Annotated in this window: 11 protein-coding genes; 5 read left to right on the plus strand and 6 right to left on the minus strand. The window is 61.6% G+C overall.

The genetic code is table 11. The features are described 5' to 3' along the window. Window positions 1–81: 81 nt before the first annotated feature. Genes trkA through def form a run of 4 tightly spaced genes read right to left on the minus strand, consistent with a single transcriptional unit; the run spans window position 82 to window position 4,308 of the window. Window positions 82–1,455, minus strand: coding sequence for a Trk system potassium transporter TrkA (gene trkA, locus J2Y86_RS18020; RefSeq protein ID WP_017341720.1), 1,374 nt, complete (start codon window positions 1,453–1,455; stop codon window positions 82–84). Window positions 1,456–1,477: 22 nt separating this feature from the next. Then, complete coding sequence (gene rsmB / locus J2Y86_RS18025) at window positions 1,478–2,788, minus strand: 16S rRNA (cytosine(967)-C(5))-methyltransferase RsmB (RefSeq protein WP_253434211.1); 1,311 nt, start codon at window positions 2,786–2,788, stop codon at window positions 1,478–1,480. Further along, on the minus strand, window positions 2,785–3,744 hold the full coding sequence (fmt, locus tag J2Y86_RS18030; RefSeq protein WP_253434214.1) for a methionyl-tRNA formyltransferase: 960 nt from the start codon (window positions 3,742–3,744) through the stop codon (window positions 2,785–2,787). The genes rsmB and fmt overlap by 4 nt, the downstream gene beginning before the upstream one ends. Window positions 3,745–3,801: 57 nt before the next feature. Then, entirely contained in the window at window positions 3,802–4,308 is a 507-nt protein-coding gene (def, locus tag J2Y86_RS18035) for a peptide deformylase (protein WP_253434218.1), read from the minus strand. A 172-nt stretch (window positions 4,309–4,480) separates the two neighbouring features. Between def and J2Y86_RS18040 the strand changes: the two genes are divergently transcribed. The 3 genes from J2Y86_RS18040 (at window position 4,481) to J2Y86_RS18050 (ending at window position 7,299) form a co-directional block, all read left to right on the plus strand. Then, window positions 4,481–5,506, plus strand: a complete 1,026-nt coding sequence (locus tag J2Y86_RS18040; protein ID WP_253434221.1) for a LysM peptidoglycan-binding domain-containing protein — start codon at window positions 4,481–4,483, stop codon at window positions 5,504–5,506. A gap of 80 nt (window positions 5,507–5,586) precedes the next feature. Further along, a complete protein-coding gene (gene dprA / locus J2Y86_RS18045) occupies window positions 5,587–6,687 on the plus strand; it encodes a DNA-processing protein DprA (RefSeq protein ID WP_253434225.1) in 1,101 nt (366 codons plus the stop codon). A gap of 54 nt (window positions 6,688–6,741) precedes the next feature. Then, window positions 6,742–7,299 (plus strand): L-threonylcarbamoyladenylate synthase, encoded by a 558-nt coding sequence (locus J2Y86_RS18050; protein WP_253434228.1) that lies wholly within the window; start codon window positions 6,742–6,744, stop codon window positions 7,297–7,299. A 112-nt stretch (window positions 7,300–7,411) separates the two neighbouring features. Here the strand turns inward: J2Y86_RS18050 and J2Y86_RS18055 are convergent, their stop codons facing one another. Further along, on the minus strand, window positions 7,412–8,389 hold the full coding sequence (locus J2Y86_RS18055) for an NADPH:quinone reductase (protein ID WP_253434231.1): 978 nt from the start codon (window positions 8,387–8,389) through the stop codon (window positions 7,412–7,414). A gap of 178 nt (window positions 8,390–8,567) precedes the next feature. On the opposite strand from J2Y86_RS18055, the gene hemF reads away from it, so the two are divergent. Continuing rightward, window positions 8,568–9,482 carry an oxygen-dependent coproporphyrinogen oxidase gene (gene hemF / locus J2Y86_RS18060; protein WP_253434234.1) on the plus strand — a complete coding sequence of 305 codons (915 nt, stop codon included), beginning with the start codon at window positions 8,568–8,570 and terminating at the stop codon, window positions 9,480–9,482. Window positions 9,483–9,495: 13 nt separating this feature from the next. Beyond that, window positions 9,496–10,317, plus strand: a complete 822-nt coding sequence (gene aroE / locus J2Y86_RS18065) for a shikimate dehydrogenase (RefSeq protein WP_253434237.1) — start codon at window positions 9,496–9,498, stop codon at window positions 10,315–10,317. Window positions 10,318–10,391: 74 nt separating this feature from the next. On the opposite strand, the gene J2Y86_RS18070 is transcribed toward aroE, so the two are convergent. Then, on the minus strand, window positions 10,392–11,960 hold the full coding sequence (locus tag J2Y86_RS18070; protein ID WP_253434240.1) for a SulP family inorganic anion transporter: 1,569 nt from the start codon (window positions 11,958–11,960) through the stop codon (window positions 10,392–10,394). Window positions 11,961–12,055 lie beyond the last annotated feature (95 nt).

Genomic DNA, 12,055 nt, shown 5'->3' on the forward strand with positions numbered 1-12,055 from the left:
ACAAGATATGTTTTTACCGCAAAACACTGTGGGAGCGGGCGTGCCCGCGAAGAGACCCGCCCCGCCACCGCAAATGCCGGATCAGAAGAAGCTGAGGCCGACATGGAACAACTTCTCCACATCCCGAATATGCTTTTTATCCACAAGGAACAGAATCACATGGTCCCCCGCTTCGATCACCGTATCGTCGTGGGCAATGATCACTTCTTCATCACGAATGATCGCGCCAATCGTCGTACCCGGCGGCAGGCCAATGTTTTCGATGGCCTTGCCAATCACCTTGCTCGACTTCGCATCACCATGGGCAATCGCCTCGATGGCCTCCGCCGCGCCGCGGCGCAATGAGTGCACGCTGACGATATCGCCGCGCCGTACGTGCGCCAACAAGGTGCCAATGGTCGCCAATTGCGGGCTGATGGCGATGTCGATGTCGCCACCCTGGATCAGGTCGACGTAGGCCGGATTGTTGATGATCGTCATCACCTTCTTCGCGCCCAGCCGTTTGGCCAGCAGCGATGACATGATGTTGGCTTCATCATCGTTGGTCAGGGCCAGGAAGATGTCGGCGTCTGCGATGTTCTCTTCCATCAGCAAATCGCGGTCGGAGGCGCTGCCCTGCAACACCACGGTGCTGTCGAGGGTGTCCGAGAGATGGCGGCAGCGTGCCGGGTTCATCTCGATGATTTTCACCTGATAGCGGCTTTCGATGGCCTCGGCCAGGCGCTCGCCGATCTGACCGCCACCGGCGATGACGATGCGCTTGTAGCTTTCGTCGAGCCGGCGCATTTCGCTCATGACTGCGCGAATATTCGCCTTGGCGGCGATGAAAAACACTTCGTCGTCGGCCTCGATCACCGTATCGCCCTGGGGCAGGATGGGCCGGTCACGTCGGAAAATCGCCGCGACGCGGGTTTCGACGTTCGGCATGTGCTCGCGCAACTGACGCAGTTGCTGACCCACCAGCGGTCCGCCGTAGTACGCCTTCACCGCGACCAGCTGCGCTTTGCCTTCGGCGAAGTCGATCACTTGAAGCGCGCCCGGGTGCTGGATCAGGCGCTTGATGTAGTTGGTGACCACTTGTTCCGGACTGATCAACACATCTACCGGAATCGCTTCGTTGTCGAACAGCTCGGAGCGCGTCAGGTACGCCGCTTCACGCACCCGGGCGATCTTGGTCGGGGTGTGGAACAGGGTATGAGCAACCTGGCAGGCCACCATGTTGGTCTCGTCACTGTTGGTCACCGCGACCAGCATGTCGGCATCGTCCGCGCCGGCCTGACGCAGTACCGTCGGCAGCGAGCCGCGGCCCTGCACCGTGCGGATGTCCAGCCGGTCGCCGAGGTCGCGCAGGCGTTCGCCGTCGGTGTCGACCACGGTGATGTCGTTGGCCTCGCTGGCCAAGTGTTCCGCCAGCGAACCGCCGACCTGCCCTGCGCCGAGGATGATGATTTTCATCCAGTCACTCCCTTAAAACCGGTTAACCGCGCGCGGCGGCGATCTTGATCAGCTTGGCGTAGTAGAACCCGTCGTGGCCGCCTTCCTGGGCCAGCAACTGGCGACCATGAGGCTGCTTGATGCCCGCCGTCGTGGCGAGGTCCAGCTCACGGGCTCCCGGCGTGCGGGCGAGGAAGGCTTCGATGACTTCGGTGTTCTCGGTCGGCAATGTCGAGCAGGTGGCATAAAGCAGAATGCCGCCCACCTCCAGAGTTATCCACATGGCATCGAGCAATTCACCTTGAAGCACGGCAAGTGCGGCGATGTCATCCGGTTGGCGAGTCAGCTTGATGTCCGGGTGACGACGGATCACGCCGGTGGCCGAGCATGGCGCGTCGAGGAGGATGCGCTGGAAGGGTTTGCCGTCCCACCAGGTCGCGGTGTCGCGGCCATCGGCGGCGATCAGTTCGGCGCTCAGGCCCAGGCGTGCGAGGTTTTCCCGCACACGCACCAGGCGCTTGGCTTCCAGGTCCACGGCGACGACGCCGGCCAATGCAGGTTCGGCTTCAAGGATGTGGCAGGTCTTGCCTCCCGGTGCGCAGCAGGCGTCGAGTACCCGTTGGCCCGGCACCAGGTCCAGCAGGTCAGCGGCCAGTTGCGCCGCTTCGTCCTGCACGCTGATCCAGCCTTCGGCGAAACCCGGCAGGCTGCGCACGTCGGCGGCAGCGTCGAGAATGATGCCGTCCTGACTGTAAATGCACGGCGTGGCGGCGATGCCCGCTTCGGTCAGCAGCCCCAGGTAGGCATCGCGAGCGTGATGGCGACGGTTGACCCGAAGAATCATTGGCGGATGCGCGTTGTTCGCTGCGCAAATCGCTTCCCATTGCTCAGGCCAGAACGCTTTCAGGGATTTTTGCAGCCAGCGCGGGTGCGCCGTGCGCACCACCGGGTCATGTTCCAGTTCGGCCAGCAGCGCTTCGCTTTCACGTTGGGCGCGGCGTAACACGGCGTTGAGCAACGCCTTGGCCCACGGTTTTTTCAGCTTGTCGGCGCAACCGACGGTTTCGCCGATGGCGGCGTGTGCCGGGACGCGGGTGTACAGCAGTTGGTAGAGGCCGACCAGCAACAGCGCCTCGACATCGGCGTCGGCAGCCTTGAAGGGTTTCTGCAGCAACCTGGCTGCCAGTGCCGACAAGCGCGGCTGCCAGCGAGCGGTGCCGAACGCCAGGTCCTGGGTGAAACCGCGATCGCGGTCTTCGACCTTGTCCATTTGTGTCGGCAGCGAACTGTTGAGTGAGGCTTTTCCGTTGAGAACTGCAGCAAGTGCCTTGGCGGCGGCCAGACGTGGATTCATTGAGCGTCCGCCGTTTGACCGAGGACGGTGCCGACGGCGAATTTCTCACGACGGCTGTTGAACAAATCGCTGAAGTTCAGCGCCTTGCCGCCGGGCAATTGCAGACGGGTCAGACGCAGCGCTTGATCACCGCAAGCGACGATCAGGCCGTCCTTGCTGGCGCTGAGGATTTCCCCTGAGGCGCCCTGCTCTTCAGTGACGCTCGCAGCCAATACTTTCAGCGCTTCGCCGTTCAGCGTGCTGTGGGTGATCGGCCATGGATTGAAGGCTCGAACCAGACGTTCCAGTTCAATGGCCGGACGGTTCCAGTCGATGCGCGCTTCGTCCTTGTTCAATTTGTGAGCGTAAGTGGCGAGGCTGTCGTCTTGCACTTCACCTTCCAGCGTGCCCGCGGCGAGGCCGGCGATGGCTTGAATCACCGCCGGTGGACCGATTTCCGCCAGACGGTCATGAAGGCTGCCGCCGGTGTCTTCAGCGCTGATCGGTGTGGTGACTTTCAGCAGCATCGGCCCGGTGTCGAGGCCCAGTTCCATGCGCATCACGGTCACGCCGCTTTCGCTGTCGCCGGCTTCGACGGCACGCTGGATCGGCGCCGCGCCGCGCCAGCGTGGCAGCAACGACGCGTGACTGTTGATGCAACCCAGGCGCGGGATATCCAGCACCACTTGCGGCAGGATCAGGCCATAAGCGACGACCACCAGCAAATCCGGCTTCAGCGCGGCCAGTTCGGCCTGAGCGTCTTCGTTGCGCAGGGTCGGCGGTTGCAAGACCTGGATGTTGTTTTCCAGTGCCAACTGCTTGACCGGGCTCGGCATCAACTTTTGCCCGCGACCCGCCGGACGGTCCGGTTGGGTGTAGACCGCGACGATCTCGTAAGGGCTGTCGAGCAGGGCCTTGAGGTGTTCGGCGGCGAATTCCGGGGTGCCGGCAAAGACGATGCGCAGTGGCTCAGTCATGGGAGCAATCTCTGAAAAGAAAAAGGCTTGCCGCAGCAAGCCTTTGAAAGGAGGGCATCAAGCGTTCTGGCGATGGAGCTTTTCCAGTTTCTTCTTGATTCGGTCGCGCTTGAGATTCGACAGGTAGTCGACGAACAATTTGCCATTGAGGTGGTCGCATTCGTGCTGGATGCACACGGCGAGCAGGCCTTCGGCGATCAGTTCGTACGGCTTGCCGTCGCGGTCCAGGGCCTTGATCTTGACCTTCTGCGGGCGATCGACGTTTTCGTAGAAGCCCGGCACCGAGAGGCAGCCTTCCTGGTATTGCTCCATCTCGTCGGTCAGGGACTCGAACTCGGGGTTGATGAACACCCGCGGTTCGCTGCGGTCTTCGGAGAGGTCCATCACGACGATACGTTTGTGCACGTTGACCTGGGTCGCGGCGAGGCCGATGCCTGGCGCTTCATACATTGTTTCAAACATATCATCGACCAACTGACGCACTTCGTCGTCCACTACAGCCACAGGTTTGGCGATAGTGCGCAGACGCGAGTCGGGGAATTCGAGGATGTCTAAAATGGCCATAAGCTTGATTGCTGCACGTGTGAGGTAAAGTCGGGTCGATGGCCTGGCAGGTCCGGAGATGCAGGCTACCGTTGTGAAGCGTAGCTTCCTTTTCTTTTTGGTAAAGAATCGGAAGCGAGCCACGAGGGCTCTGGCGTTTCACGCGAACGCACATAATAAAGGGATTCACCGCATGAGGAAATCACTACTCGCCCTGCTCCTTCTGGCCTCGGCCGGATTCGCGCACGGGCAAGTGCAACTCAGGGAAGGTTTTCCACGGCAATACACCGTTGTCACGGGTGACACACTTTGGGATATCTCCGGAAAATACCTCCGTGAACCGTGGAAATGGCCTGAGCTCTGGCAGGCCAATCCACAGATCCAGAACCCCAATCTCATCTACCCCGGCGATGTGCTGTCGCTGGTCTACGTCAATGGCCAGCCGCGTCTGACCCTTAATCGCGGGGCTTCACGGGGCACTATCAAGCTTTCGCCCCGGGTGCGCAGCTCCCCGGTGGCGGATGCCATCCCGAGTATTCCGCTGCAAGCGATCAACAGCTTCCTGCTGAGCAACCGCATCGTCGACAAGGTGGAGGATTTCGACCAGGCGCCTTATATCGTCGCGGGCGACGCCGAACGGGTGCTCAGCGGTACCGGTGACCGAATTTTTGCCCGTGGCCAATTCGACCCGAACCAGCCGGTTTACGGCATCTTCCGCCAGGGCAAGGTCTACACCGATCCCGACAGCAAAGAGTTTCTGGGTATCAATGCGGACGACATTGGCGGCGGCGAAATCGTGGCCACTGAAGGCGATGTCGCCACCCTCGCCCTGCAGCGCACGACTCAGGAAGTGCGTCTTGGGGACCGTCTGTTCAGCAGTGAAGAGCGATCGATCAACTCGACGTTCATGCCCAGTGCGCCGACAACCGACATAAACGGCCTGATCATCGACGTGCCGCGCGGCGTTACGCAGATTGGCGCGATGGACGTCGTCACGCTGAACAAGGGGCAGCGTGACGGCCTGGCCGAAGGCAACGTGCTGGTGGTGATGAAAACCGGCGAAACCGTGCGTGACCGGATCACCGGCCAACCGCTGAAGATTCCTGATGAGCGCGCCGGTTTGCTGATGGTATTCCGCACCTACGACAAGCTCAGTTACGGGCTGGTGCTCAACGCATCGCGCTCATTGGCGGTGATGGACAAGGTGCGAAATCCGTAAGCCTGCTCCACAAGTTACCAACAGAGTTATCCACAGCTTATTCCCGTTTGAACGGGGCTCATAACGATCAAGGATGATCCATGTCGCTGTCTGCTGTAACACCGGTTTCGCCTGCGGAACTGGAAGCTCGTCTACGCCTGCATCGTTTGCCGGAACTCGGCCCGGTGCGTTTCAAGAAGTTGCTTGAGGCCTTTGGCTCGGCATCCAAAGCCATCAGCGCGCCGGCCAGTGCCTGGCGTGCATTGGGTTTGCCACTGGCTTGTTCGGAGGCAAGGCGCTCGAGCGAAATTCGCGATGGCGCCAGTCACGCATTGGCCTGGCTAGAGCGTCCGGGCCAGCATTTACTGATGTGGGACCAGCCTGACTACCCGGCATTGCTCGCCGAAATCAGCGACGCGCCGCCGCTGTTATTCGTCGCGGGCGATCCGGGCATTCTGGAAAAGCCGCAGCTGGCGATGGTTGGGAGTCGTCGCGCCTCGCGACCGGGCATGGATACCGCCGGGGCGTTTTCCCGGAGTCTGGCCAGCGCCGGTTTTGTCATCACCAGCGGTCTGGCGCTGGGCATCGATGCCGCCGCGCATCAAGCCGCCCTGGACGTGGGCGGGCGAACGGTCGGTGTACTTGGCACGGGACTTGAAAAGTTTTATCCACAGCGCAACCGGAGGCTCGCGGACGCCATGATTGCGTCGGGCAGCGCAGTGCTTTCGGAGTTCCCGCTGGATGCGGGACCCACCGCCAGCAACTTTCCCCGGCGCAACCGGATCATCAGCGGTTTGTCCCTTGGCGTGCTGGTGGTGGAGGCCAGTGTCGCCAGTGGTTCATTGATCACCGCGCGGCTGGCGGCGGAGCAAGGCCGCGAGGTGTATGCCATTCCGGGGTCGATCCATCATCCCGGCGCCCGAGGCTGTCATCAGCTGATCCGTGATGGTGCGGTATTGGTGGAAACTATCGAACATATCCTCGAAGCTTTGCGCGGCTGGCAACAATTGCCGTTGTCCACGGAGACACCCTCGGTGGCTCATCCGCTGCTGATGTTGCTGCATGCAGCGCCGCACACCAGTGAAGCGTTAGCAGACACCAGCGGCTGGGCCCTGTCGAAAGTGCTGGCAGCGTTGACGGAGCTGGAACTGGAAGGCCGGGCGGTTTGCGAAAACGGGCGCTGGTTTGCGCGGGTGAGCTAGGTTTTATAAGGAAGATCGGTAAACTGCGCAGAGCCTTATTCCGGAGAGTTTTTCATGGTCAACAGTTGGCGTGTGCAACAAGCCGCGCAAGCCATTCGCGCAGGGGCGGTGATTGCCTATCCAACCGAGGCGGTCTGGGGTCTGGGTTGCGATCCGTGGGACCTGGAAGCGGTCGAACGTCTGCTGATGCTCAAGGGCCGGTCGGTGGAAAAGGGCCTGATTCTGGTGGCGGACAACATTCGTCAGTTCGATTTTCTCTTCGAAGACTTCCCTGAACTGTGGATGGATCGCATGGCCAGCACCTGGCCGGGGCCGAATACCTGGCTGGTGCCGCATCAGAATCAGTTGCCGCAGTGGATCACTGGCGTGCATGAGACGGTGGCGTTGCGGGTCAGCGATCACCCGTTGGTGCGGGATTTGTGTGCGGTGGTCGGGCCGTTGGTCTCGACCTCGGCCAACCCTCAAGGACGGCCGGCGGCACGGACGCGGATTCGCGTGGAGCAGTATTTCCGTGGGCAGGTTGATTTCATCCTGGGCGGCAACCTTGGCGGGCGCAAGAATCCGAGCGTGATTCGCGATCTGGCGACCGGGAACGTCATTCGCCCGGGTTGAGGCCGAGTCATCGTTCATCGCTGGCAAGCCAGCTCCCACAGGATTTCGGTCGTTTACATAATTTGTGACCGACCCGGTACCTGTGGGAGCGGGCTTGCCCGCGAAGGCGTCCTCAAGGCAACAAAACAGTCGAACCAGTCGTCCGCCGCGCCGACAACTCTGTCTGCGCCTTCGCCGCGTCAACCAGCGAGTATTTCTGGCTGATGTCCACCGTCAACTTCCCGCTGATGATCATCTCGAACAGCTCATCCGCCATCCGCTGCAGGTTCTCGGCGTTGTTGGCGTAAGTCGCCAGTGTCGGACGGGTCACGTACAGCGAGCCTTTCGCCGACAAAATCCCCAGGTTCACGCCGTCTACGGCACCCGACGCATTGCCGAAACTCACCACCAGACCCCGAGGTGCGGCGCTGTCCAGCGACGTCAGCCAGGTGTCCTTGCCGACGCCGTCGTACACCACCGGGACTTTTTTCCCGTCAGTCAATTCCAGCACGCGTTGTGCGACGTTTTCATGGCTGTAGTCGATGGTCGCCCATGCACCGTTGGCTTTTGCCAGCGCGGCTTTCTCCGGCGAGCTGACCGTACCGATCAACTTCACGCCCAAGGCCCGGGCCCATTGGCAGGCCAGGGAACCAACACCTCCGGCCGCTGCGTGAAACAGGATGGTTTCGCCGCCCTTGAGTTCATAGGTCTGACGCAACAGGTACTGCACGGTCAGGCCCTTGAGCATTACCCCGGCAGCCTGTTCGAAGCTGATCGCGTCCGGAAGGTGTACCAGATTGGCCTCCGGCAACACGTGAACTTCGCTGTAGGCGCCCAGCGGGCCGCTGCCGTATGCCACGCGGTCGCCGACCTTGAAGCGGGTGACTTCACTGCCCACCGCCTCGACCACGCCCGCACCTTCCGAACCCACACCCGACGGCAAGGCGGGTGGCGCATAGAGACCACTACGGAAATATGTGTCGATGAAGTTCAGGCCGATGGCCTTGTTGGTGACGCGGACCTGCTGCGGGCCGGGCTCGGCAGGCTGGTAATCCACATACTCGAGCACTTCGGGGCCGCCATGGGCGCGGAACTGGATACGCTTTGCCATCAGAACTCTCCTTAGGTCATAGCTACTAGAGGTGTAGCGCGAAGCGCTCTATCGGACTCCTAAGCTTGATCCCCGTCAACTGCGGCAGGCCCATCTGCGATGGTATGCTACGCGCCCATTTGCGCCGGCCCTGCTCCGAAGGCGCGCCGCGTAGTTTTGCCCGATTCAAGGTGATGACATGACGACCCGCACCGAGGCCGTAAAAGCCTACCTGCTCGACCTGCAAGACCGCATTTGCGCCACTCTGGAAGCCGAAGACGGCGGCACGCACTTCGTCGAAGACGCCTGGACCCGATCTGCCGGCGGTGGCGGTCGCACGCGAGTGATCGAGAACGGTGCTGTCATCGAAAAGGGCGGCGTTAACTTTTCCCACGTCTTTGGTAGCGGCCTCCCACCGTCCGCCAGCGCTCATCGGCCGGAACTGGCCGGGCGTGGCTTCGAGGCCCTCGGCGTGTCGCTGGTGATTCACCCGCACAACCCGCATGTGCCGACTTCCCACGCCAACGTGCGTTTTTTCATCGCTGAAAAAGAAGGTGAAGAGGCGGTCTGGTGGTTCGGCGGCGGCTTCGACCTGACGCCGTATTACGGCAATGAAGAAGACTGCGTACACTGGCACCGCGTCGCCGAGCAGGCCTGCGCGCCGTTCGGTCCGGATGTCTATTCACGCTACAAAGCCTGGTGTGACAGCTACTTCCACATCAAGCATCGCCACGAACCGCGCGGCATCGGCGGTCTGTTCTTCGATGACTTGAACGAATGGGACTTCGACACCAGCTTCGCCTTCATTCGCGCCATCGGTGATGCCTACATCGATGCTTACTTGCCGATCGTGCAGCGTCGCAAGAACGATGCGTTTACCGCCAAACAGCGCGAATTCCAGGAGTTCCGCCGTGGCCGTTACGTCGAATTCAACCTGGTTTACGACCGTGGCACGCTGTTCGGCCTGCAATCGGGCGGGCGTACCGAGTCGATCCTCATGTCGCTGCCGCCGCAAGTTCGCTGGAGCTATGACTGGAAAGCCGAGCCGGGCAGTGAAGAAGCGCGCCTGACCGAGTACTTCCTGCAAGATCGCGATTGGTTGGCCAAGGCCTGAACGAGGAATCCTGATGGACCGTTACGTCGTATTCGGTAACCCGATTGGCCACAGCAAGTCGCCACTGATCCATCGTCTGTTCGCCGAGCAGACTGCTCAGCAACTGGACTACAGCACTTCGCTGGCACCGCTCGACGATTTTTCCGACTTTGCCCGGGCGTTTTTCCTTGAAGGGCGCGGGGCGAATGTGACGGTGCCGTTCAAGGAAGAAGCGTTTCGTCTGGCACACAGTCTGACGGCGCGAGCGCAGCGGGCCGGTGCGGTGAACACCCTGAGCAAACTCGCCGATGGCACGCTGCTGGGCGACAACACCGATGGCGCCGGGCTGGTGCGCGACCTGACGGTCAACGCCGGATTCAGTCTCAAGGACAAACGCATCCTGTTGCTCGGCGCGGGTGGCGCAGTGCGCGGTGCGCTTGAACCCCTGCTGGCCGAGCAGCCGGCCTCGGTGATCATCGCGAACCGCACGGTGGATAAAGCCGAGTTGCTGGCGGAGTTGTTCGCGGATCTGGGGCCGGTGTCGGCCAGTGGTTTCGATTGGCTGCAGGAGCCGGTGGACCTGATCATCAACGCGACATCCGCCAGCCTGACAGGTGATGTACCGCCGATTGCCGGCAGTTTGATCGAGCCGGGCAAGACCGTTTGCTACGACATGATGTACAGCAAGGAGCCGACCTCTTTCTGCCGCTGGGCTACGGAGCATGGTGCGGCAGTGTCGATGGATGGCCTGGGGATGCTCGCTGAACAAGCGGCAGAAGCGTTCTTCCTGTGGCGCGGTGTGCGCCCGGACACGGCGCCGGTGCTGGCCGAACTACGCCGCCAACTGGCTGCATAAACCTGTAGGAGCGAGGCTTGCCCGCGAAGGCGTCCTCAAGTTCGCCAAAAGCTTCGCTCCTACAAGGACGGTGTTTAATCTTCGAAACGGATCGGGCATTTCTCCGCCCCTTCCAGCTTCCTCAACTCTTCCACCACCGGCGGCCGCGCTCCGCGCAGGGTCAGGCTGCGGTCCTGCTTGCGCAGTCGGCGAGCCTCCTGGTGCAGCATTTCCACACCCGAATAGTCGATGAAGTTGATGTGCTGCGCCTCGATCACCACGCGCGCGCCGTGCATCCGTTGCAGGCGCACTTGCAGGTAATGGCTGGCGCCGAAGAAGATCGAACCGCCGACCCGCAGAATGTCTTCATCGCCGTCGCGCCAGTGCTGTACGCGCGGTTGTGAGGTGCGCTTGAGGTAGAAAAACAGGGACGCGAGCACGCCGGCGTAGATAGCTGTCTGCAACTCCAGCAACAGCGTGGCGACACAGGTCAGCGCCATCACCACGAACTCGGCGCGGCTAACCCGCAGCAACGCGCGAATGCCGCGATGGTCGACCAAGCCCCAGGCGATCAACAGAATGCTGCCGGCCATGGCCGGAATCGGGATATGCGCAATCAGGTGGGCGCCGAAGATCGCGAAAAGCGCTACCCACATGGCCGAAAAAACCCCTGCCAGCGGTGAGCAGGCACCCGCTTCGTAGCTCAGTCCCGAGCGTGTGAAGGATCCGGCTGACAGCGACCCGGAGAAAAACGCACCGACCATGTTCGACAAACCCTGGGCGCGGACTTCCTGATTGGCATCGAGCAACTGCTGCGACCGCGCCGACAAGGAGCGGGCAATCGACAGACTCGTCACCAGCCCGAGCATCCCGACCGCCACGGCGCTGGGCAACAGACGCAGGATCAGATCCAGGTCCAGCGGCAACGGGCTGAAGGGTGGCAGCCGCCCGACAAACGCGCTGACCAACTGCACATGACCAAACATGGATGGCCAGAGCCACACCAGCAATCCGCTCAAGACCAGGGTGATCAACAGCGTTGGCCAACGCGGCATCAGCAGTTTCAGCGTCACCCCGACAACGACAGTCGCCAGGCCCAGCATCAGCGAGGGTTGATCCACCTCGCCGAGATGCCTGAACAGCATCGTGAAACTGTCCAGCGCCGTGGCCTGGTTGGGCAAGTCCAGCCCCAGCAGGTTGGGCATTTGGCCTATGGCAATCACCACCGCGGCGCCAAGGGTGAAACCGAGCACTACCGAGTGCGAGACGAAATTCACCAGAGCACCGAATCGCAGCAAACCCAGCAGCCACTGGAAAATGCCGGCGAGGAGCGTCAGAAGCAGGATCAGCGTGATGTAGTCCTTGGACGCTGGAACGGCCAGAGGACTGACGCTGGCGTACAGGACAATCGAAATGGCTGCCGTAGGGCCGCAGATCAGATGCCACGACGACCCCCAGAGGCAGGCGATCAGCACCGGGATGATCGCGGCGTACAAGCCGTATTCCGGTGGGAGACCGGCGATCAGCGCGTAGGCAATGGATTGCGGCAACGCGAGAATGGCGCCGCTGAGACCGACAATCAGATCACGACCGACGCTGGCGCGGGTCTGCCGCGGCAACCACGTGAGGAAGGGAAAGAGTGAGTGGCGGCTGGGGAAGGCCATGGGTCCTCTCGGATGGGGTTTTGCGCAAGGGTAGCAGCACGACGCGATCATTGTGGCGAGGGGATTCATCCCCGTTCGGCTGCGCAGCAGTCGTT

It is taken from the genome of Pseudomonas migulae (assembly GCF_024169315.1).
Lineage (GTDB): Bacteria > Pseudomonadota > Gammaproteobacteria > Pseudomonadales > Pseudomonadaceae > Aquipseudomonas > Aquipseudomonas migulae_B.

What these genes read in the sequence shown, in the direction of transcription:
- trkA (WP_017341720.1), bottom strand. Translation starts at nt 1,455, where the DNA reads ATGAAAATCATCATCCTCGGCGCAGGGCAGGTCGGCGGTTCGCTGGCG.
- rsmB (WP_253434211.1), bottom strand. Translation starts at nt 2,788, where the DNA reads ATGAATCCACGTCTGGCCGCCGCCAAGGCACTTGCTGCAGTTCTCAAC.
- fmt (WP_253434214.1), bottom strand. Translation starts at nt 3,744, where the DNA reads ATGACTGAGCCACTGCGCATCGTCTTTGCCGGCACCCCGGAATTCGCC.
- def (WP_253434218.1), bottom strand. Translation starts at nt 4,308, where the DNA reads ATGGCCATTTTAGACATCCTCGAATTCCCCGACTCGCGTCTGCGCACT.
- J2Y86_RS18040 (WP_253434221.1), top strand. Translation starts at nt 4,481, where the DNA reads ATGAGGAAATCACTACTCGCCCTGCTCCTTCTGGCCTCGGCCGGATTC.
- dprA (WP_253434225.1), top strand. Translation starts at nt 5,587, where the DNA reads ATGTCGCTGTCTGCTGTAACACCGGTTTCGCCTGCGGAACTGGAAGCT.
- J2Y86_RS18050 (WP_253434228.1), top strand. Translation starts at nt 6,742, where the DNA reads ATGGTCAACAGTTGGCGTGTGCAACAAGCCGCGCAAGCCATTCGCGCA.
- J2Y86_RS18055 (WP_253434231.1), bottom strand. Translation starts at nt 8,389, where the DNA reads ATGGCAAAGCGTATCCAGTTCCGCGCCCATGGCGGCCCCGAAGTGCTC.
- hemF (WP_253434234.1), top strand. Translation starts at nt 8,568, where the DNA reads ATGACGACCCGCACCGAGGCCGTAAAAGCCTACCTGCTCGACCTGCAA.
- aroE (WP_253434237.1), top strand. Translation starts at nt 9,496, where the DNA reads ATGGACCGTTACGTCGTATTCGGTAACCCGATTGGCCACAGCAAGTCG.
- J2Y86_RS18070 (WP_253434240.1), bottom strand. Translation starts at nt 11,960, where the DNA reads ATGGCCTTCCCCAGCCGCCACTCACTCTTTCCCTTCCTCACGTGGTTG.